This window comes from Treponema brennaborense DSM 12168 (assembly GCF_000212415.1).
In the GTDB taxonomy this organism is placed as follows: domain Bacteria; phylum Spirochaetota; class Spirochaetia; order Treponematales; family Treponemataceae; genus Treponema_F; species Treponema_F brennaborense.
The window spans coordinates 2622373-2642507 of sequence record NC_015500.1; the positions used below are offsets into that span (position 1 = coordinate 2622373).

21 protein-coding genes and 1 tRNA gene are annotated in these 20135 nt (G+C 51.6%); 10 read left to right on the plus strand and 12 right to left on the minus strand.

Annotation, left to right across the window (positions count from 1 at the left end):
- The first annotated feature begins 99 nt into the window (after nucleotides 1-99).
- Nucleotides 100-171 (plus strand) — tRNA-Cys (locus TREBR_RS11395).
- A 257-nt stretch (nucleotides 172-428) separates the two neighbouring features.
- On the opposite strand, the gene TREBR_RS13875 is transcribed toward TREBR_RS11395, so the two are convergent.
- From TREBR_RS13875 to TREBR_RS11430, 8 genes are all read right to left on the minus strand, one after another.
- Nucleotides 429-1229, minus strand: a complete 801-nt coding sequence (locus TREBR_RS13875; protein ID WP_052296189.1) for a methyl-accepting chemotaxis protein — start codon at nucleotides 1227-1229, stop codon at nucleotides 429-431.
- A 75-nt stretch (nucleotides 1230-1304) separates the two neighbouring features.
- Nucleotides 1305-2156: an MCP four helix bundle domain-containing protein gene (locus tag TREBR_RS13880; RefSeq protein ID WP_052296190.1), complete on the minus strand. Its 852-nt coding sequence runs from the start codon at nucleotides 2154-2156 to the stop codon at nucleotides 1305-1307.
- A 150-nt stretch (nucleotides 2157-2306) separates the two neighbouring features.
- The gene (locus tag TREBR_RS11405; protein ID WP_156786666.1) at nucleotides 2307-2822 is read right to left on the minus strand and encodes a hypothetical protein; all 516 of its coding nucleotides are present in this window, start codon (nucleotides 2820-2822) and stop codon (nucleotides 2307-2309) included.
- Between the two features lie 78 nt (nucleotides 2823-2900).
- On the minus strand, nucleotides 2901-3323 hold the full coding sequence (locus tag TREBR_RS11410) for an arsenate reductase ArsC (protein WP_013759322.1): 423 nt from the start codon (nucleotides 3321-3323) through the stop codon (nucleotides 2901-2903).
- A 7-nt stretch (nucleotides 3324-3330) separates the two neighbouring features.
- Nucleotides 3331-3603, minus strand: coding sequence for a thioredoxin family protein (locus tag TREBR_RS11415; protein WP_245523717.1), 273 nt, complete (start codon nucleotides 3601-3603; stop codon nucleotides 3331-3333).
- Nucleotides 3604-3697: 94 nt separating this feature from the next.
- Complete coding sequence (locus TREBR_RS11420; protein WP_013759324.1) at nucleotides 3698-4141, minus strand: C-GCAxxG-C-C family protein; 444 nt, start codon at nucleotides 4139-4141, stop codon at nucleotides 3698-3700.
- A gap of 17 nt (nucleotides 4142-4158) precedes the next feature.
- Nucleotides 4159-5172 (minus strand): permease, encoded by a 1014-nt coding sequence (locus TREBR_RS11425; protein WP_013759325.1) that lies wholly within the window; start codon nucleotides 5170-5172, stop codon nucleotides 4159-4161.
- An 82-nt stretch (nucleotides 5173-5254) separates the two neighbouring features.
- On the minus strand, nucleotides 5255-5569 hold the full coding sequence (locus tag TREBR_RS11430; RefSeq protein ID WP_013759326.1) for an ArsR/SmtB family transcription factor: 315 nt from the start codon (nucleotides 5567-5569) through the stop codon (nucleotides 5255-5257).
- A 276-nt stretch (nucleotides 5570-5845) separates the two neighbouring features.
- Between TREBR_RS11430 and TREBR_RS11435 the strand changes: the two genes are divergently transcribed.
- The 5 genes from TREBR_RS11435 to TREBR_RS13885 all read left to right on the plus strand — a co-directional run bounded on the left by TREBR_RS11435 (nucleotide 5846) and on the right by TREBR_RS13885 (nucleotide 11625).
- Entirely contained in the window at nucleotides 5846-6949 is a 1104-nt protein-coding gene (locus TREBR_RS11435) for an alpha/beta fold hydrolase (RefSeq protein ID WP_013759327.1), read from the plus strand.
- Between the two features lie 448 nt (nucleotides 6950-7397).
- Complete coding sequence (locus TREBR_RS11445; protein WP_013759328.1) at nucleotides 7398-8078, plus strand: redox-sensing transcriptional repressor Rex; 681 nt, start codon at nucleotides 7398-7400, stop codon at nucleotides 8076-8078.
- A 64-nt stretch (nucleotides 8079-8142) separates the two neighbouring features.
- Entirely contained in the window at nucleotides 8143-9255 is a 1113-nt protein-coding gene (serC, locus tag TREBR_RS11450; RefSeq protein WP_013759329.1) for a 3-phosphoserine/phosphohydroxythreonine transaminase, read from the plus strand.
- A 180-nt stretch (nucleotides 9256-9435) separates the two neighbouring features.
- The gene (locus TREBR_RS11455; protein ID WP_013759330.1) at nucleotides 9436-10614 is read left to right on the plus strand and encodes a phosphoglycerate dehydrogenase; all 1179 of its coding nucleotides are present in this window, start codon (nucleotides 9436-9438) and stop codon (nucleotides 10612-10614) included.
- Between the two features lie 189 nt (nucleotides 10615-10803).
- Entirely contained in the window at nucleotides 10804-11625 is an 822-nt protein-coding gene (locus tag TREBR_RS13885) for a transglycosylase SLT domain-containing protein (protein WP_013759331.1), read from the plus strand.
- A gap of 14 nt (nucleotides 11626-11639) precedes the next feature.
- Here TREBR_RS13885 and TREBR_RS11465 read toward each other — a convergent pair whose 3' ends face one another.
- A complete protein-coding gene (locus TREBR_RS11465; protein ID WP_013759332.1) occupies nucleotides 11640-13304 on the minus strand; it encodes a hypothetical protein in 1665 nt (554 codons plus the stop codon).
- A 124-nt stretch (nucleotides 13305-13428) separates the two neighbouring features.
- Complete coding sequence (locus tag TREBR_RS11470) at nucleotides 13429-13875, minus strand: PTS sugar transporter subunit IIA (protein ID WP_013759333.1); 447 nt, start codon at nucleotides 13873-13875, stop codon at nucleotides 13429-13431.
- Between the two features lie 100 nt (nucleotides 13876-13975).
- On the opposite strand from TREBR_RS11470, the gene TREBR_RS11475 reads away from it, so the two are divergent.
- The 4 genes from TREBR_RS11475 to TREBR_RS13890 all read left to right on the plus strand — a co-directional run bounded on the left by TREBR_RS11475 (nucleotide 13976) and on the right by TREBR_RS13890 (nucleotide 17843).
- Nucleotides 13976-14380, plus strand: coding sequence for a hypothetical protein (locus tag TREBR_RS11475; RefSeq protein WP_013759334.1), 405 nt, complete (start codon nucleotides 13976-13978; stop codon nucleotides 14378-14380).
- Complete coding sequence (locus TREBR_RS11480) at nucleotides 14381-15409, plus strand: radical SAM protein (RefSeq protein WP_013759335.1); 1029 nt, start codon at nucleotides 14381-14383, stop codon at nucleotides 15407-15409.
- Between the two features lie 78 nt (nucleotides 15410-15487).
- Complete coding sequence (locus TREBR_RS11485) at nucleotides 15488-16468, plus strand: hypothetical protein (RefSeq protein WP_013759336.1); 981 nt, start codon at nucleotides 15488-15490, stop codon at nucleotides 16466-16468.
- Nucleotides 16469-17003: 535 nt separating this feature from the next.
- Nucleotides 17004-17843, plus strand: coding sequence for an Rpn family recombination-promoting nuclease/putative transposase (locus TREBR_RS13890; RefSeq protein ID WP_013759337.1), 840 nt, complete (start codon nucleotides 17004-17006; stop codon nucleotides 17841-17843).
- 84 nt (nucleotides 17844-17927) lie between these two features.
- On the opposite strand, the gene TREBR_RS11500 is transcribed toward TREBR_RS13890, so the two are convergent.
- Complete coding sequence (locus tag TREBR_RS11500; protein ID WP_013759338.1) at nucleotides 17928-18905, minus strand: GDP-L-fucose synthase family protein; 978 nt, start codon at nucleotides 18903-18905, stop codon at nucleotides 17928-17930.
- A 116-nt stretch (nucleotides 18906-19021) separates the two neighbouring features.
- Nucleotides 19022-20095 carry a GDP-mannose 4,6-dehydratase gene (gmd, locus tag TREBR_RS11505; protein ID WP_013759339.1) on the minus strand — a complete coding sequence of 358 codons (1074 nt, stop codon included), beginning with the start codon at nucleotides 20093-20095 and terminating at the stop codon, nucleotides 19022-19024.
- Between the last annotated feature and the right edge of the window lie 40 nt (nucleotides 20096-20135).

The window sequence follows — 20135 nt, forward strand, 5'->3', positions numbered from 1 at the left end:
TCCGCACAAACCGAGTTCCGCATACCCTGCGCGTGCGACTGTATTAAACTGCCGGCCTCTAGACACAAGTTCCGTTTTCTGATAAGATATACCCGTTACGGCGCCATGCCCAAGTGGTAAGGGAGCGGTCTGCAAAACCGTTATGCATCAGTTCGATTCTGATTGGCGCCTTTGGAAAGGACTGGAAAGGAGTTCCACTTCTTGTCAGTCCTTTTCTTATTCAGGGGAAAGCCGCGGATGCGGGCCGGCAGATTTGCAGCATGAATACAGCAGCACGGTATTGAAACTCTTTCCCTTCCATATATATTAAGCCCGGCGTTACGTTCATTCGGTATTCCGAACGGACGGCGCCGGGCTTTTTTTTCAAACGGAGCCGATACGCGCCCGGGAACCCCGGAAACGCGTATCCCTTTCATGCGGAGAAACCGCTAGAATTCTTCAAAATCGGAATCGGACAAGGCCGATGCGACCGTTCCCGACGCGGACTTTACCGCAGGCTTCAGCAGCGGTTTCGGAGCGGTTTTACCGACCGGTTCCGCGGAAGTTTTCACAGCCGCAGTCGTAATCGCAGAAGCCGGCACGGCCGCCGCCCGTTTTTGCACCGCAGCCGGCGGCCGTTTTTGTGCCCCGGCCGCCGATTCCTTAATCTTGAAAAACCTGATCGTTTCCATCAGATTTTCCGCAAAACCCGACAGTTCCTCCGCCATAGCGGCCAGTTCTTCGGAAGCGGAGGCGTTCTGTTGAACGACCGTATTCAACTGCATAATGGCCTTATTTACCTGCTGGGCACCGGAATCCTGCTCTTTGCTCGCCGCAACGATTTCATCAACCAGAGACGCGGTTTCTTCTATACCGGGAACCACTTGATTGATAATGGTTCCCGCAGTTTGCGCGGAACCGACCGTTTTTACGGACAGCTCGCTTATCTCGGCCGCGGCGTGCTGACTCCGCTCGGCAAGCTTCCGTACTTCACTCGCCACGACGGCAAAACCTTTGCCGGCCTCTCCGGCACGGGCGGCTTCGATCGCCGCGTTCAGCGCGAGCAGATTCGTCTGACTGGCGATATCGTTGATAATGCCGATCTTCGCCGAAATATCGGTAATATCGGTAACCGATTCCTGAACGGATTGTCCGCCGGCTTTACTGTCTTCAACGGATTTTTTTGCAATGCTGCCCGTTTTAACGGCGTTGTCGGTACTCTGCCGAATATTCGCGGCCATTTCTTCCATAGTCGAAGACATTTCCTCCGTTGAAGCCGCCTGCTCGGACGCACCTGCGGAAACCTGCTGACTGGTGGAACTGATCTACCGCGCTCCTTCCGAAACCTGCGACGAAATCGAATTGATGTTCGTGATGATACTGGTCAGATTTCCCACCATGGTATCGAGTGCGCTCCCCATCCGCCCCAACTCGTCCCGTCGGCTCAGAACCTTCTGCCGGCGTTCGAGTGTCAAATGCTCAAGCAGCAAATCACCCTCCGCAAGGCTTTCGATGCCGGCCTGAACGGTACTGACGCAGCTAACGATTGAATTGCTGATCGAAAGCGCAATGATCAGCCCGGCTGCAATCGCGAAGATCACGACCGCAAGCAGCAGCCCCGTACTTTGCCGGTACACGGCGCCGGCGGCTTGTTCCACCGCAACGGATTCCGCTTCATTATACTTGACCAATTCCAGACATTTGTCCGAAATCGTATTATACAACGACAGGGATTCACCGAGCGAAAGCGTCATGGCGGCGCTTCTGTTTCCGACACGACTGAAATCAAGCTGCTGCTTGCTGATCACCAAATACCGGTTCCACAGCTGCAGCAGTTCCCGCATCAGTTCGTCGTCGCCGGAATCCACGCTGGCCTGTTCATAAGACCCGAATTCTTCCGTAATCTGCGTTTTCGCCTGTTCCAGCAGCGCGTCAACCGTCGCCATTTCTTCCGCCGATTCGGAAACGATGTGCCAAAATTCATTGGCACGGTACTGTGATATATCGTTGTTTATCAGACCCGCAAACAGCACGGCCGGCAGATTTTTTTTCGTTATGACCGCAGTTGCGGCGTTCATTTTCGACATATTGTAAAACGAAAACCCCGCGGCTGCCACAATAATGACGATAAGGATGCCGAATCCGCCCAGTAAGGTTGTCTGTAACGATTTTTTCATAAAGTCCCCCTTATATTACAGCTTATCTGCAAAAACTACGATACGGCGCAGAATCTGCATCATGCGTAAGAATACCCCCCCCCCCCCCCGCAATTTGTCAATACGCCGAATCCCTTTTTATCGCTTTTTTTGTATACTAGTTTTACCTTTTCAGGATTTCAATTCCGGTTTCAGCTTCACCAGAACGTCAACGGCAGCGTTACGCTCGTTTTCATCGGCAAATCCGATAAACACGACGCCCGATGTGCGCGTTACGACTTTCAAAGAACGTGCGTACAGCGATTCCTGCTCGGAACCGTCTTCATACGAAAGCGTCGGAAGCGCCGTAATGTCGCTCAGCAAAAAAAAGCGCCCGTCGGCAACGAGCGCGTGTTCATACACGCCCGCCATTCCGCCCAAAATGCGGTCGCGAATAACGACTTCAGCCCCGAACAGTGCGCAGCCGCACAACACGGCGTTCACCGGCAGGCCGAAATCGCGCACTGTTTGCAGTACGATTAAAAGCGGCGCGCAGACGAGTACCGCGTACATCAGCGCATTTTGCTTCCGTTTGAGCGGGAGCACCGGAGCGCCGGCCTTACGGCGAAGTTTTTTCAGCCGCAGCGGCCAGCTTACGAGTAGCGCTGCGTACGCTGCGTACGCAACGGCGCGGAGTATTACGTTCATATTCATATGCACTGTACTAACATATATACCAGTTGTCTGCAAGAGGGGTACTGCACGGCAGGGAAAGAGTCCGGGAATTCAGCGCACTTCACGTTTCACACAACTCGCGGCGCCCTGCCGCCGTAACTGTAATACGTTTTGCTCTATCGTTCTGATAATTTTCTTAAACGCTTCGTCACTTTTTCCGGTCGGATCGTCGAGCCCCCAGTCTTCGCGATGTCTGCACGGCAGAAAAGGGCACTGAACGCTGCATCCCATGGTAACGACGATATCCACGGGAGGTATATCGGCAAGCGATTTGGAATGTTGCGTTTTTTCCATGTCTATGCCGTACAATTCTTTCATAAGCCTGACGGCATCCTGATTGATTCGCACGGCGGGTTCCGTTCCCGCAGAATGAAATTCAAATCCGTCGCCGGCCAAACGGTTGCCGAGCGCTTCGGCAATTTGACTTCGGCAGGAATTATGTACGCAAACGAACGCAACTTTCAGTTTATCCATACGCCGGTCATCCGCTGACTTTTTGCAGGATTTTCACCACGTCGTCGGTGCTGCACACCGTACCGTACGCAACGACTTTGCCGTCGACCACGAGTGCCGGCGTACTCATGACACCGTACGCCGCGATCTGCCCGAAATCGGTAACGTGTTCAATCGCCGTATCCATTCCGAGAATTTTAAGCGCTTCCACCGTATTCGCTTCAAGCTGATTGCATTTTGCACAGCCGGAACCCAGAATTTTTACGCTTGCCCCGACCGTTTCCGCTTTTTTCTTCGTCACGGCAGTTTCCGCCTTTCCGCTACCGCAATCACAGCCGCTACCGCTACCGCAGCGGGATTTTTTTTTACCGAATAATCCCATAATGGACAGCTCCTTATCTATTCTCGCTGCATATCCGTTCAACGATGTCCACCGCATCGGCGATGCACTGCGGACATTTCGTACCGAACAATCCTTTTTCTTTTATAATGGCCATATCTTCAGGATCGGACACATCATACCCCAGTAATTCTTTACACACGACGGATTTATGTTTACTGCAAAACCGTTTGTTGAAGTCGACGGCCAAAGCGTAGGCTTTCGATTTCTGATCGCCGTTTTCCGCTTCGTAATGACCGTATTTTAACCCCAAGACCAATAAAGCCCCCGATACGGCCCCGCACAGCTGCCCGCAGCGAGCACCGCCGCCGAATTCCGTGCCCAGTTTTAAAGCCAGTTCTTCGCTGACACCCATTTCCGTTGCAAACGAAGCGAACACAGCTTGCGAACAATTGAAATTGTTTTCAAAATACGCCAACGCTTTTTCCTTGTGCAGCATAATTTATGCCTCCTCAATTATATGAATAAAAATTGCAGCGCATTAAACAGATATCCGGCAAGCATGATACCCGCCGTACAGATACCGATAAACGTACCGAGCAGCTTCGGCTTTACCGCTTTCCGGAGCATGATCAGCGACGGGAGCGAAAGCGTCGTAACCGCCATCATAAACGACAGTACCGTACCCAGCTGCGCGCCCTTGAAAAGAAGCGCTTCCGCAACGGGTATGGTACCGAAAATATCGGCGTACAGCGGAACGCCGAGCAAAACGGCCAGAACGACGCCAAACGGATTGCCGGACCCCAAAACGGTTTCAATCCAAGTTTCAGGAATCCAGTTGTGAATCACCGCTCCTATTCCCACACCGACGAGAATATACGGAAACACTTTTTTAAAGGTAAATGCAACTTGCGCGCCCGCATAGGTAAAACGGTCGTTTTGCGATACCGAGACGGCTTCGATATCCGCAGCGGGAACGTTTTTGATAAAATCTTCCACGTAGGTTTCCATGTGCAGTTTTTCAATCAGCGTACCGCCTGCAACCGCAATAATCAAACCGAAAACGACGTATACCACCGCAACGTTCCAGCCGAAAATGCTCGTCAGCAGCACCAAAGAACCGAGATCTACCATAGGGGAAGAAATCAGAAATGAAAAAGTTACGCCGAGCGGCAAACCGGCACCGGTAAAACCGATAAAGAGCGGAATGGATGAGCAGGAACAAAACGGGGTAACCGTTCCCAGCAGCGCGGCAACGATATTTGCCCACACTCCGTGAAACCGCCCCAGTATTTTCCTGCTTTTTTCAGGCGGAAAATAGCTTTGAACGTATGAAATGAGAAAAATCAGAAAACAAAGCAGTACCGTAATTTTTACCGTATCATACAAAAAGAACCGGACGCTGCCGCCAATCCTGCCCGTTACGTCAAGACCGAACAGTGAAAGAAAGCGGCCGATACCGGCGTTCAGCCACTTCATTCCGAAAACCTGATCCTGCAAAAACGTACCGATGTTTTCCAGAAAGCCCATTCAAAAACCTCCAAACGTATTTATATATTTATATATATCAATACGAATAACACAATATGCCGCACCCCGAATGTGCCTGATATCAGGACTTGCCGAACGTTTGCCCGCACGCAGATTCCGGCGGCAACGTATATCTTGAAATCATGTTTCTCAATACGGTACTCCCGTTTTTGCAAATGGAATAATAAATCCATTTGCCGTGCTTGCGCCCCGTGACGATCCCCGCATCACACAAAAGTTTCATATGATGCGATAAAGTAGGCTGCATAATGGAAAGCGCTTCCAGCAGCACGCACCCGCATTTTTCACCGCTCAAAAGCAACTCAAGTATTGCCAAACGGTTTTCATCGGCAAGCGCCTTAATGAGTTTTACGTCTTCCCTATAATCCGCTGCCATCCCGTTCACCTCACATCGACATACTTGAATGTTTATACTCTACTTTATAGATTTAAGTTTGTCAATGTATTTATACCGATTCTTTCTGCCGGTGCCATTATTTTCACGGAGGCAGCTTACTTGACGGTTTCAACGCGATATGCGCAACCGGGCCCGACGGCATCGGATTTTTTGCCGAAACAAGTTGCGATTTTTTTTCAGGAAAAGGGTTACAAAAAAGCTGAATGCATATATAATGGTACACAAGAATCGCACAAAACATATACGGAGAGAACTATGGAAGCGAAAATATTCTTGGAACGGACAGGCGTCGTCTGCCTGTCGTTCGTGCTGACACTGATACTTTGCGTGATCGTCGTATGTATTGCCGTACGGATCAACAGTTCGGGAAAACCCGTGCAATATGAAGACGAAAACGGAGCCGAAGTGCGCGGCAGCATCGCGGAAAAAGGTTTTCTACCGGTAAACGGCAAAAATCTCGGCTACATCATAAAAAGCAAAAACGAACGGAATCCGGTACTGCTGTATCTGCACGGCGGAATGCCGGATTATTTTCTGACCGAATTGTATCCCACCGGACTCGACGATCTGTTTACCGTCGTCTGGCTTGAGCAACGGGGATCCGGCCTGTCGTACGATCCGAAACACGCGGATGCAAAAATTTCGCTCGACGACCTGATCGCCGATACGAAGGCGGTTACCGACTATCTGCGCGAACGGTTCGGACAGGATAAAATCTATCTTATGGGACATTCGGGCGGAACGTATCTCGCCGTCAAAACGGTGCAAACGTATCCCGAACTGTATAACGCGTATATCGCCGTTGCACAGGTAACGAATCAAAAATTATCGGAACTGAAAGCATACGAGTATATTTTGGAACAATACCGAAACACTCCGGCTCGAAAAAAGCAATATGAAAAATTAGAAGAACACCCCGTTACGCTTGACGCACTGCTGCCGGACGCGTACCTTAAACTGCGGGATAAAGCGATGCACGAATTAGGCGTCGGCACGATGCGAGACATGACGGATATCGTTACCGGCATCGTAATCCCTTCCCTGTTTTTTTCCGAATACACGGTCAAAGAAAAAGTCAATTTATGGAAAGGAAAAATGCATTCCGGCGTCGGCGTGCTGTGGACTGAAATGCTTTCACACGATCTGATGCAGGAAAATACCGATTTCAAGATTCCCGTATATTTTCTGCACGGTGTATACGACTACACCTGTTCGTACGAGTTGGCAAAAGAATATTTCGACGCAATCTCCGCACCGCGGAAAGGATTTTATACGTTCAACAATTCGGCTCACAGTCCGATATTTGAAGAACCGCAGGAATGCGTGCAGACGATTAAAGCGCTGATACTGCCCCGCTGACGGTCTTCACCGTACGGATAAAAAACGGGGAGCGAACGGACGGAAACTATTTCCGACCGGCCGCTCCCCGGACGCATTCAAGATAAGTGTGAAGGATTCTTGAACACGGAGGATGATTACATCGTATCATCAGTGCCGTACATATAACAATTAAAAACTTGTTATATAACAGTTTTTTCATAAAATACGGCAGAATCGTCATTTTTTTCAAGCAAACCGCAGCGAGCGCAGCAAACCGGATATTTCCGCAACCGTCGTTTTTTGATAACCGGACCCTAATTGTGAAATAATTCACATAAAAGACGCAAACGTACCGTTTTCGGCATATTTCAGCACTCAAACCGGAAAAAACCCTGAAAAAAACCTTGACCTCGCGCTCCGTTCGGTGCTATGATGAAACCGTAAATTGTGAAATATTTCACAAAGCATAATCCGTTAGAGGACTATAATGCCGAATTTGCCGGAGCCGACCAGAAAACGTCTCGTTACTCTCGAATATCTGCTTTCACGGGAATTGCGGGAGCACGGCGAAGGTACGGACGCGGATGAAGACGCACCGGTACGGCAGACCGTAACCTCGTACGAACTGGCGGCGCGCACGGGATGGACCGACGCGACGATCCGGCGCGACATTTCCAAACTCGGCATAAAATGCGGTGCGTCGAACGGATACAATATCCGCGCGCTGCGTGAAGCGCTCCGCGGCACGCTTGATCCGGGTACGGCGCACGACGCAGCCGTAAAAAAATGCTGCATCGTCGGATTGGGAAAAATAGGCGCCGCGCTGCTCGATTACAGCGGGTTTGCGGAAGCGGGGTTCGTCCTTGCCGCAGGATTCGATGAAAGCGTCAACCGCGTGGAACTGCTGAACGCATCGTTTCCGCTCTACCCCGCGTCGCAGCTGGAACGGGTCGTCAGCCGCGAAGGCATTTCGTACGCCGTGCTGACCGTATCCGAGCGGGACGCAAACCGGTACGCAAAACGCCTCGCCTCATGCGGCGTTGCGGGAATAGTAAACTATACGGCGGCGCTGCTGACCGTACCGGCGAACACGGCGGTGGAAAACGTTTCCGTCGTCCACGCGCTGCGCAATCTGAATTCACGGAGCACCGTACCGTTCAAAAGCTGACGCTTACGGATCGGGCTGCCTGATAGCATACAAACGACAACCGAATATGCAGAGGAGTTAACACATGAATCGCGTGTACAATTTTTCCGCAGGACCTTCGTGCCTGCCCGAACCGGTGCTCAAAGAAGCGGCAGCGGAAATGCTCGATTACAACGGAACGGGACAGTCCGTCATGGAAATGAGTCATCGCTCCAAAGCGTACGAGCCGATTATCGAAAAAACGGAAGCGCTCGTCCGCAAACTCATGAACGTCCCCGAAAACTACAAAGTGCTGTTTCTTCAGGGCGGAGCGAGCACGCAGTTCGCCATGATTCCCATGAATCTGAAAAAACTCGGCAAAGCGGCGTACGTGGATACCGGCGTTTGGGCGGACAAAGCGATTAAAGAAGCAAAAAAATACCTGACGGTAGACGTGCTCGCTTCTTCAAAAGACAAGGGCTATTCGTACATTCCCGCGGTTAAAAAAATCGAAGGCGAATACGATTACGCGTACATCACGCTGAACAATACGATCGTCGGAACGAAATGGCACGAACTGCCCGAATGCGGAACGCGCGCAGACGGGAAACGGATTCCGCTGGTAGCGGACGCGTCGAGCTGCATACTGAGCGAACCGGTCGATATCAGCAAGTTCGGTATTTTCTACGCAGGCGCGCAGAAAAACCTGGCACCCGCGGGCGTAACGCTCGTTATCATCAGAGAAGACCTGATTCCCGACGAACCGATTCCCGGCACACCCACGATGCTTTCCTACAAGATCCACGCGGACAACGGTTCCATGTACAACACGCCGCCGTGCTATACGATTTACGTTATGGGCAAAGTGCTCGCTTGGATAGAAGCGAACGGCGGCGCCGAAGGCATGAAAAAACGCAATCAGGAAAAAGCGGCGCTGTTTTATGACTATCTCGACACCAGTTCCTTTTACCGCAGTCCGGTAGAAAAAGGCAGCCGGTCGCTGATGAACATTCCGTTCGTTACCCGGGAAACCGATCCGGATAAGGCCGGCGCGCTCAATAAGAAGTTCGTGGCGGAAGCTGCGGCCGCGGGGCTCGTAAACCTTGCCGGGCACCGGCTCGTCGGCGGTATGCGCGCATCGATCTACAACGCGATGCCGATTGAAGGCGTAAAAGCGCTCATCGCTTTTATGAATACATTCGCAAAAGAAAACGCGTAACCGGCTAACCCGTGTAAAGGCGCATAAGATGAAAACTGCCGATTTGCCGTCAGTTTTCATCTACCCCAGTTTGCGTTGCAAACTGTCTTATCATCTGTACGTTCACGATTTGCTTTGGACGTGCTTAAAAAATCAATCCGAAACTTGACACTTTCGTCTTGATTTTTTATGGGAGTGTATATGTATAAGATTCAGACTTTAAATAAGATATCCGCCGAAGGATTGTCCAAGTTTCCGCGCGACGATTATGAAATCGCCTCGGAAATAGTGAATCCGGACGCCATTCTGCTGCGTTCCGCAGACATGCACAGCATGGAATTGCCGGCCTCCGTAAAAGCGGTCGCGCGCGCCGGAGCCGGTACGAACAACATCCCCATACCCGCGCTTACGGAAAAGGGAATCGTCGTATTCAACACGCCCGGAGCGAACGCAAACGCGGTCCGCGAACTGGTGCTGCTGGCGCTGCTCATGTCAAGCCGACCGGTGCTGCAGGCAACGCAATGGGTTAAAACGCTCCAAGGAAAAGGAGCCGAAATCGCCGAGCTTGCGGAAAAAGGGAAAGCCCAATTCATCGGTCCTGAAATCCGCGGAAAAACGCTCGGCGTTATCGGACTGGGTGCGATCGGCGCAATGGTAGCCAACAGCGCGTCCGATCTCGGCATGAACGTCATCGGCTACGATCCGTACATTTCCGTAGACGCCGCCTGGTCGCTCAGCAGGGCCGTTCATAAAGCGGAAACGCTCGACGCAATCCTGACTAAAGCCGACTACATCACCATCCACGTTCCGCAGACGCCCGACACGAAAGGCCTCATCAACGCGGACCGGATTAAAGTAATGAAAAACGGCGTGCGCATCATCAACTTGGCGCGCGGCGGTCTCGTGGTAAACGCAGACGTTCTGGAAGGACTCGACAGCGGCAAAATCGCCTGTTTCGTCAGCGACTTTACGGACGAAGAGCTGCTCAAAAACGATAAAGTCATCTGCCTGCCGCACTTGGGCGCCTCGACTCCCGAAGCGGAAGAAAACTGCGCGCTCATGGCGGTCAATCAGCTCAGACTGTTCCTGGAAACCGGCGCAATCATCAATTCGGTCAACTTCCCCAAATGCAAAATAGACGACCCGCTCCCCGCAAAAGGAACCCGTCTGTGCATTGCTCACCGGAATATCCCGAACATGGTCGGTCAAATCACCACGATTCTGGCGAACGCCTCGCTCAATATTGAAGGCATGGTCAACCAAAACCGCGGCGATCTTGCGTACAATATTATCGACGTGGAAACGAAAGTCGGTTCCGACGTTTTGAACAAACTGCGCACCATCAGCGACGTTATCACCGTTCGCCCCATTGAAGCGTAACGTAAAATCGAATTGCGTGTTCCGGTGAAACATTCCGGAACACGTATTTTTTACGCAGCCGCCGATTTTCACGGCGGATCGCATGAATAAGTAAAAAAACGCAGCAATTGCGTTAAAATGCATTATATGTATTGAAAAAACATTTTTTTTGTGTCATACTCGTTCATATTGAATTTTGGAGATATTCAAATGACATCGAATCAAAACCGTAGTCAGGATTTGCTGGCACGGTATTCGGGAGCGTTTGCGTTCTGCCTGTTTTTTTTAACGGCAGGAATCGCCTCGCTGCTCCTCTTTCCGGCGCAATCGGACGCCGCTTTTACCTCATCAGAAACAGACCGAACTTTCCAATCACTAACCGAAACGAACTTAAACCTGACTGACTTTGACACCGACGCTATCAACAATTACTATTCCGATTCCTACAAAACCGCGGTCGCCGAACACGCGCAAAAAGAAGACAAGGGGCTCGCACTGTACCGATCGGTGTATTCCCGCCCGGCAGTCGAATGGTTTTACACGCATATTACGGAAAACAACAACGTTGCCGTGGCCATTCTGGAAGAAGCGGATAAAAACGATATTCCGCTGTCGCTTGCATTCGCGCTCGCCTACACGGAAAGCCGCTACAAGGCACGCGCCGTAAATAAAAACACGAATGCGTCGATCGACCGGGGACTGTTTCAGCTCAACAGCAGTTCGTTTCCGTCCTTAAAAGAAGACGATTTTTTTGACCCGGCAGTCAGCGCGAGGTACGGACTTTCGCATCTGAGATTCTGTCTGGACACCGCAGGCAACGAAATCGCCGCACTCGCCATGTACAACGCCGGAACGAACAGGGTCCGCAAAAACGGCACGCCGCAGATGACGCTCAACTACGTTTCAAAAATAATCGATTACCGGCAGGGGCTCGACGAACTGTTCTCTACGGAAGTCGCCCAGTTCTACCAAAACGGCACCGGACCATATCTGGCCGCAGCCGGCAACGGCGAAAGCGACGCCTACCGCTAGAAGAAACGGCGCGGTTACGCCGGAACGATACGTATCCGGCACTTCCGTTCCGAAAGCGTCGTCACATAAAGCCGCTGGCGTTCGGGAGCACACGTCAGCGTTCCGACGCCGTCGAACGATTCGACTTTCCATCCGGAAGGATACCATACCGAAGGAATAACCAGTTCAGTCGCACCCGCGGTACCGCTGCCGCTTTGCTGAGGCAGCGCGTGCCATTCAAATTCAAACACGGCGACGGGTTCGCTGCGGAAAGAACTGCCGAGCGGCGTGCCGTTTACCGCGCACGCATACGGCCGAATCAGTCCCGCTCCGTCGAGCGCATCGGCTGAGTCCGGAACGGACGCGTACAGATACGAAATGCGCGGTTCATCGAGTGCAGCGCGCGCATCCGGTTCCGCGCCGGAACGTTTACCGAACAGAGAAGCCGCCGCGTTTTTTATGAACGACACGGTGCTTGCGAGTGCGGCGCGCGCGCACGGCTCGGACGGGCACACCCCGGTTACCAAAAACGGCAGGGTTTTTCCCGCGGCGGCAGTTCCCGTACCGGTGATTTCTGCCGCAGGGTCGGATACCGGCGGTACCGCCGAAAACGCCTGAAAAGCGAACGGCAAAATCATTTTCAGTGTTTCCCGGTCGCCCTCGGCAAGTACGCCGCCTTCTTTTTCAACCGCACGATCCGGCAGCAGCGCCGGATTTTCAAATATACGCCACTGCGGTCGCTCTCCGGTAACGGCGGCCTCCGGAAAAAACAAATACTGATCGTGTTTTTTTTCAAGCGCCGCCATAAAACGTTTTTGGAACGGTTTCAGAAAATCTTCGGCGAACCGCACCGGCGCGCCGCACAGCGTATTGAAATAATCGGGCATATCAAACACAACCGCTCCGCCGGCTTCGTGCCACACGCCGGCACTTTTCCACGGACAGTCGAAGCCGGGCTTCCAAACGGGCGCGGATAAACAGTCGGAAAACGCGGCCGCAAACCGAGCCGGATCTTCGGTACCGATATAGCCGGGATGCGCGTCCGCCATGCAGCCGAATCCTATCACCGACTCGCAGTCTTTCAGGCGACGCGCCGTATGTTTCATCGCCGCGATGTAATGCGCCTGCAGATATTCGCTTACCGCCTCGCCTTCGGCATGTACAGCGGGAGCAAAATCGGCGGCTCCCCAAAACAGCGTGTTTACCGTTGCCGGCGCGTACGCCGACAGATCGGGCGCCGCGTACAACGGCCGATTTGCGGCCGTACCTGCACGCTGCGAGCCAACCGATACCGCTGCCGCATCGGCCTTCGGAACGGAGTCCGTGTCAAGACCTATCAAGTCCGGTATCCAAGAGGGAATTCCGGAAACAAAGTCCGACGCTCCCGCACGGGAAAACGACGGTTCAAGAACGAAGCGAAGCGCGTACGATTCCGCTTGCTTCAGCAATCGGCGCAGATCGGCAAGATAGGCTTCATCGTATTCGTCCGGCGCGGACGGTTCAACCGCAGTCCACGGAACGTTCCAAAAAAGCAGCGTGCCCCCGAGTTCTGCAACGCGTGAAAAAAAAGCGTCAGCGTCCGCTTCCGAAGCGGTAACGGAAAGCTCGTCGTGAACGGAAAAACCCCGGAAGATTCTGAACCGGCCGTCCTTGTCATATACGGCACCGTTTCGCGTATAAAATTCTGTTTCGAGTTTCACGGTACGACCTCCATAGGCTGTACGAAGCGCGATATAAACAAAACAAGACCACCCGCCGGGTTGTGCGTCCGACTGAAGTGGTCTGCTTTCTGCCTCAACAGAAAAGAAATTCCGTATCCGGAAACTATTCCGTCAGTATCTTAATAACCTGAGCTTTATCTGAAGTGTTCAGGATTTCCTGACGTTTTTCAGCGCTCTTGAACAGAAGACTTACTTCTGCAAGAAACTGAAGGTGCGGACCGGTTTTGTTAACCGGAGAAAGCGTCATAATAAAAATCCGACACGGTTCCTGATCAAGCGAATCAAAATCCACAGGATTATCGGAAACACCGAGACACGCGACAAGATCGGAAACGGTATCCGTTTTACCATGAGGAATAGCAATCCCGTGTTTCATTCCTGTCGACATTTTGCGTTCACGATCAAGAACACATTCACGAGCCGCGGTTTTATCGGTAACCTTACCGGCAGCAATGAGAATTTCCAGCATCTCATCAATGATCTCTTCTTTGGTTTTACCCTTGAGATGCAAATTCACAGTTTCAGGTGTCAAAACAGTTCTTAAGTTCATAAAATCAGTTTATGATTAGTTGAGTTAAAAGTCAAGGAAAAAATGTTCATTTTGCACAAATTCTCTGTGTTTTTACATCCTTTTCTGTTACACTGTACGTATGACAGAAATCGAAAAATTTTCCGCCGACGTAAAGCGGATTGTCAAACACGACCGTGCCGATCACGGCGGCTCGTACGACGGATTACGGGCGGCACAGAAAGCTGCCGAACTGTTTTCTTCCTATAATAAGGAACTTGCAGGCTTACCCGAATCCATAGCGGATTATTGGCTGCACACGTACGTGGAGCCTTCGGCGGATGCGGATAACGAACCGAGCGAGGAACACGTCGAGTGGCTTGCGTCCGCATTGGCCTTTCTTGCCGGCGATGAACGGGAATGCGTCGGATTTTCGGCCGCCGATTGGCGTACGCTGTGCGATCTGGTAAACTATGAGGCGGAGGATTTGCCGATCGACGTATTATCGGATCTGATGACGATTTTAGTAAACAGGAAGGCACTCTGAATGGACGTCCGTTCGTACGATCCGTGCAACCAATGCCCGCGTAACTGCGGCGCCTCCAGAACGGGAAACGGTACGCGCTCCGGTTTTTGCAAAGAAAGCGCGGAACTTCGCGCGGCCAGCGCGTGTCTGCATTTCGGAGAAGAACCGCCGATCACCGTGTTCGGCGGATCGGGAACCGTTTTTATCACCGGCTGCAACCTGCGCTGTGCGTTCTGCCAAAATTATCAGATATCACAGCACGGTATGGGAAAAGCACTCTCCCGGCAGGATTTCGTCCGCATATGCCTGACGCTTCAGGAACGCGGCGCGGAAAATATAAACATCGTAACGGGTAGCCACGCCGTGCCGCAGTTGGCAGACGGCATCGCCGCGGCAAAACGGGAGGGACTCACGATTCCGGTTTGCTGGAATTCTTCGGCGTATGAAAAACCTGAAACGCTTGATCTGCTCGCGGGACTCGTCGACATTTGGCTTCCCGATCTGAAAACGGTGAACGCGGAGGTCGGCAAATCCGTATTCAAAGCGGCCGACTATCCCCAAAAAGCCCGGCACGCCATACTGCGAATGCTGGAACTTTCACCGCTGAAAGAAATCACCGTACACCAAAACGGCGGCGAAGCCCGAACGAAACTGTTGAGCGGCGTCATTATCCGGCATCTTTTTTTACCCGGAAGACTCGACGACACGATCATAACGCTCGATTGGCTTAAAAAACACGCGGACGGGAAAGCGTACGTTTCGCTCATGTCGCAATACACGCCCGTCCCTTTTAAAGAAACGGCGGCGGAAGCCGGTGAGCGGCAGGCGGCGCTGTCCGTCCTTGAAAACCGTCTTGTAAACGCCCGCGAATTTGCCGATCTGCAGGACATACTGGCGGCGTATGATTTTGAATATCTGTTTTATCAGGAACTGGAAGCGAACACCGAATGGCTTCCCGATTTTGATCGTGAGCAGCCGTTTTCCGCTTCGATTGCAAAACCGGTGTGGCACTGGAAAACCGGTTTTATAGGGGAGATGCAGCCCGATTGACATGCGTCCCCTTGAGCAATGAAAATATGCTGCAAAAAGCGCACAGCATAAAATAAAATAGAATAGAGAGGAGATACGATGAAAAGAATTTTATTGGGCGGAGTTGCGGGATTGCTTTGCACGCTGAGCATAAGCTGCGCTTCGTCGGTACCGGTAACGGTGCTGCGGCCGGCGGAACTCGACTTGAACGGTGCAGACACGATATCCATTTTGCCGTTCAAGGAATCAAACAGCAACGAAGCGTCACTGCTGTTCGGCTTGATCGTCATAACGGCGACTAGCGATTCAAACAACCCGGAAACGATGATCTGCAATTATCTGACAACGAAGCTGACGCAGACCGTACTCGATTCTCCATACCTCAAGGTAGTGTATCCGAAATATGTCGAAACGGCACTGAAAAACGGAACGGAAGTTCCCGCCGACGTTTATCTGACCGGAAGGATAGATTTATTCAACAATTCACTGAGCACGAAGACCCGCAAAGAAAAAATCGACGAACAAGAAATTGAAGTACCGTATTACGTGCGGAGCGTACAGCTGAACATCGTATACGAAATCATCGATTCCCAAACGACCACGGTAATCGCATCGAAATCGAAAAGTATAAAAGAATCTTCATTTGAAACGAAGACCAAAACTGACGTTCCGAGCGCGTTTTCAGTTGTTGAAAAATCGCTGGATCAGCTGGTTTCTCAGATAACGAAAGAACTGCAGCCCTACGAAGAGAAAAAATACATCACTTTGATAGCCAAAGACGACGCGGAGCCAGCGATCAAGACCGTATCTAAGTTGGCAACGGACGGTTCCGTCGCACAGGCAAAAGAACAGTTCCTTGCTCTGTATGAAAAAACCGGCAACTTTTCCGCAGGCTACAACGCGGCGATGCTCATGCAGGCACAGGGCGAACTATACGAAGCGAAATCTCTGATTGAAGAGCTTGCATCCTATACCGGTAATAAAAAAGCGTACGCCGCGCTGCGCGACATCGACTCGGAAATCGCACAGGCGGAACGTCTGGAACGGCAGATTTCCCGGCAGGAAACCAATAGTCTTTAGCGTTTTTCGGAAAAATACCGAATGCACCGGACGGCCGGAACGAATCCGCCCGGTGTATCGACCGCAAAAGCACGAACAGCAGCAAACGTGCCGATATTTATACAAACCGTTGGATAACATGCAAACGTGCCGGACGGTACGCAAACGTGCCGATATTTATACAAACCGTTGAACAACATGCAAACGTGCCGGACAGTACGCAAACGTGCCGATGCCCTAACCCAAACGCAATTTTACCGTTTTCCATTCGATTTTTCCTGAAAACTCAGCCGATTCTTGCCTGAAAGTCAGCCGATGCGGCCAATCCGAGGCAAATTCGCTTCATTTTCTCCCATAATATATACGCCGAGTGAGCGGTAAGTCGCGAACACATTCAACGTGACTTTATACGCTGAAGCGCGGGTTGCCAGATACGCGGCCAGTTGCTAAGCCGCGCCGCCGACTTTGGCCAACGTTGCCCGGTTGCCAGAACTGCTGCCACCCACCGGCAGCAACCGGTACCGTCCGCTCGGAGCGGCTTTATACAGGAGAGACCATGAACGCAGATTTTCCCCGCTGGGAAGACGTTACCATCACGAACGACTTTTTCTTCGCCTACTCGATGCTTCACGACACCGAACTGTGCCGTCTCCTTCTGCGCACCCTGCTCAAACTGGACGCAAAGGAAATCACTTACGTCAACACGCAGGAAACTCTCGCCGCCGCGCCCGGCTCCAAAAGCGTCCGTCTCGACGTGCTGCTCGAAACCACGAACGAGATCGTCAACGTCGAAATGCAGACGACCTCCGAGCCGAACCTGTTCAAGCGGATCCGCTATTACCAAAGCTCCATCGACATCGGCACCGCACAGCGCGGCGCCGATTACGACGACCTGAAAAAGCTGTACGTCCTGTTCATCTGCACGAAGGATCCGTTCGGCGAAGGGCTGCCGCGCTACACGCTCAGGACCGTCTGCGACGAGCACACTGCGCTCGACGTCCGGGACGAACGGTTTGCCGTCGTTTATAATGCGGCGGCGTATGAAAACGAGCTTGATTCTGAAACGGCGGCCATGTTACACTACATAGCGAAAGGCGGAACGGACACGGAGACGGCGAAGAGCTTTGCAGAGCGGGTGTTCAAGCTGAAAACCGACGGTGCCGCCAAGGGGGCGTTCATGAAGTACGAGATAGAAATCAAACGCATCCGTAAAGAAGGCCTCGCCGAGGGCGAATCGAGCGGTATGGAGAAAGGCAGAATCAGCGGTATCGCGGAAGAAAAATACGCTACAGCCGGCAACCTCTTATCTATGGGAGTGCTTACGCCGGAGCAGATTGCCGCCGCAACGGAATTACCGCTGGAAACCGTGCGGGAGCTTGCTTGCCGGGAAAGATAAAAACGAATTCTGATATAAGCAAATCTGATCACTTGTTAAAAAATGGTAAACATATAATCAGATTATTCTTTATTACATAATTGATTATTTCCTCACATTCCCATGCAGAAAATCATTGTATGCAATTTCTATCCCCTGCCGAACATCAACCTGAGCCTTCCAGCCAAGATTATTCACTCGAGTCACATCGCACAGTTTGCGAGGCGTGCCGTTCGGTTTTGAGGTGTTCCATTCCATTTTACACTTGCGGCCGTCCTTTCGGACATCGGCATAGACGACAGCTTCAACCGTTTCAGCAAGCTCCTTTATCGTACATTCCTTTCCGGTTCCCACGTTTACAAAGTCACCGGCCGGATTGCGCAGGTCAGCCGCATCCTTGTTTTCCATAAGATAGACGACGGCATCAGCCAAATCTCCGGCATACAGGAACTCGCGCAATGGAGAGCCGTCGCCCCACAGTTGAACGACATCTTCTCCGCTAGCCTTTGCTTCGTGGAACTTACGAATCATAGCAGGAAAGACATGACTTCCCTGAAGTTCATAGTTATCGCCCAGACCGTACAAATTTGTCGGCATTACGGAAAGAAAATTCGTGCCGTGCTGCCTGTTATAGGCGGTGCAGAGCTTTATTACGCTGATTTTTGCAAGCGCATAGGCATCATTTGTCGGCTCAAGAAAACCGCTCAGAAGCGATTCTTCCTTAATCGGCTGCGGTGTCATTTTGGGATAAATGCAGGTTGAGCCGAGGTTCATCAGTTTTTTAACGCCGTTCACACGGGCCGCTTCCACGACGTTAAAACCAATCATCATATTCTGATAGATGAAGTCGGCAGGATACGCCGAGTTCGCCCCGATTCCGCCGACGTGAGCAGCCGCAAGAAAAACATACTCGGGCTTTTCCGCAGCAAAAAATGCATTCACCGCCGCCTGATTCAGCAAGTCAAGCTCACTGTGTGTGCGCGTGACGATATTCGTATACCCTTTTTCGGTCAGACAGCGGGCAATCGCACCGCCGACAAGCCCGCGGTGTCCGGCTATATAGATTTTTGCGTTTTTGTTCATAGTGATTCTTCTTTAGATTAGGATAGGATTAAAATCTGAATACAGATTTATCGAGTTTTAAAGGTCGTATGATTGAATATATGAATGCAACTTCTCTTGCCGAAAGCAAGTCCGTTTCATCTCTTGTGCAGAATCTTCTCAGCTTTCACATATTCCATGTCGTGAGCCATCATAATTTTCACAAGCTCAGGGAACGGTGTTTTGGTCGGATTCCAGCCGAGAACGGTCTTTGCTTTTGTCGGGTCACCGAGCAGCGTCTCTACTTCCGCAGGGCGGAAATATTTCGGGTCGACTTCGATAAGTACTTCACCGGTCGCCTTGTTGTATCCTTTTTCGTTCACGCCTTCGCCCTTGAACTCAACCTCTATTCCTGCCTCACGGAACGCATACCGGCAGAACTCTCGCACGCTGTGCTGCTCGCCTGTTGCAACGACAAAATCATCGGGCGCCTCCTGCTGAAGGATAAGCCACATGCACTCAACGTAGTCTTTCGCATATCCCCAGTCGCGCAGCGCGTTCAGGTTGCCGAGGTACAGTTTTTTCTGAAGCCCCTGTGCGATGCGGCTGGCAGCCAGCGTGATTTTTCGCGTTACGAACGTCTCTCCGCGGCGCTCCGACTCATGGTTGAAAAGAATTCCGTTCGAACAGAACATTCCGTAGCTCTCGCGGTAGTTCCTCATAATCCAGAAACCGTACATTTTGGCGACGGCATACGGGCTTCTCGGATAGAACGGAGTCGTTTCCTTCTGCGGAATCTCCTGCACAAGCCCGAACAACTCCGAAGTGGATGCCTGATAGATTTTGCAGATCTTTTCCATTCCGAGGAAATGCACCGCCTCCAGAATACGCAGAACGCCGGCAGCATCGCAGTCAGCGGTATATTCAGGCACTTCAAAAGAAACCTGAACGTGGCTCTGCGCCGCCAGATTGTAGATTTCATCAGGCTTGATTTCACGGATGATGCGAATCATACTTTCAGAGTCTGTCATATCACCGTAATGCAGAATAACCTTGCGTTTCTTATGCATGTCTTCTATAACATCTTCAAGATACAGATGCTCGATGCGGCCCGTGTTGAATGATGACGAGCGGCGGATGATGCCGTGAACTTCGTAGTCTTTCTCAAGCAGAAACTCCGCAAGATACGAACCATCCTGCCCGGTGATTCCGGTGATGAGTGCTTTTTTCATGAGAAAACTCCTGTAGATTAAAATGCGTATTAAAGATTTA

What these genes read in the sequence shown, in the direction of transcription:
- TREBR_RS11470 (WP_013759333.1), bottom strand. Translation starts at nt 13,875, where the DNA reads ATGAACTTAAGAACTGTTTTGACACCTGAAACTGTGAATTTGCATCTC.
- TREBR_RS13875 (WP_052296189.1), bottom strand. Translation starts at nt 1,229, where the DNA reads ATGGAAGAAATGGCCGCGAATATTCGGCAGAGTACCGACAACGCCGTT.
- serC (WP_013759329.1), top strand. Translation starts at nt 8,143, where the DNA reads ATGAATCGCGTGTACAATTTTTCCGCAGGACCTTCGTGCCTGCCCGAA.
- TREBR_RS11485 (WP_013759336.1), top strand. Translation starts at nt 15,488, where the DNA reads ATGAAAAGAATTTTATTGGGCGGAGTTGCGGGATTGCTTTGCACGCTG.
- TREBR_RS11445 (WP_013759328.1), top strand. Translation starts at nt 7,398, where the DNA reads ATGCCGAATTTGCCGGAGCCGACCAGAAAACGTCTCGTTACTCTCGAA.
- gmd (WP_013759339.1), bottom strand. Translation starts at nt 20,095, where the DNA reads ATGAAAAAAGCACTCATCACCGGAATCACCGGGCAGGATGGTTCGTAT.
- TREBR_RS11435 (WP_013759327.1), top strand. Translation starts at nt 5,846, where the DNA reads ATGGAAGCGAAAATATTCTTGGAACGGACAGGCGTCGTCTGCCTGTCG.
- TREBR_RS13885 (WP_013759331.1), top strand. Translation starts at nt 10,804, where the DNA reads ATGACATCGAATCAAAACCGTAGTCAGGATTTGCTGGCACGGTATTCG.
- TREBR_RS11420 (WP_013759324.1), bottom strand. Translation starts at nt 4,141, where the DNA reads ATGCTGCACAAGGAAAAAGCGTTGGCGTATTTTGAAAACAATTTCAAT.
- TREBR_RS13880 (WP_052296190.1), bottom strand. Translation starts at nt 2,156, where the DNA reads ATGAAAAAATCGTTACAGACAACCTTACTGGGCGGATTCGGCATCCTT.
- TREBR_RS13890 (WP_013759337.1), top strand. Translation starts at nt 17,004, where the DNA reads ATGAACGCAGATTTTCCCCGCTGGGAAGACGTTACCATCACGAACGAC.
- TREBR_RS11480 (WP_013759335.1), top strand. Translation starts at nt 14,381, where the DNA reads ATGGACGTCCGTTCGTACGATCCGTGCAACCAATGCCCGCGTAACTGC.
- TREBR_RS11475 (WP_013759334.1), top strand. Translation starts at nt 13,976, where the DNA reads ATGACAGAAATCGAAAAATTTTCCGCCGACGTAAAGCGGATTGTCAAA.
- TREBR_RS11410 (WP_013759322.1), bottom strand. Translation starts at nt 3,323, where the DNA reads ATGGATAAACTGAAAGTTGCGTTCGTTTGCGTACATAATTCCTGCCGA.
- TREBR_RS11455 (WP_013759330.1), top strand. Translation starts at nt 9,436, where the DNA reads ATGTATAAGATTCAGACTTTAAATAAGATATCCGCCGAAGGATTGTCC.
- TREBR_RS11425 (WP_013759325.1), bottom strand. Translation starts at nt 5,172, where the DNA reads ATGGGCTTTCTGGAAAACATCGGTACGTTTTTGCAGGATCAGGTTTTC.
- TREBR_RS11405 (WP_156786666.1), bottom strand. Translation starts at nt 2,822, where the DNA reads ATGAACGTAATACTCCGCGCCGTTGCGTACGCAGCGTACGCAGCGCTA.
- TREBR_RS11430 (WP_013759326.1), bottom strand. Translation starts at nt 5,569, where the DNA reads ATGGCAGCGGATTATAGGGAAGACGTAAAACTCATTAAGGCGCTTGCC.
- TREBR_RS11500 (WP_013759338.1), bottom strand. Translation starts at nt 18,905, where the DNA reads ATGAACAAAAACGCAAAAATCTATATAGCCGGACACCGCGGGCTTGTC.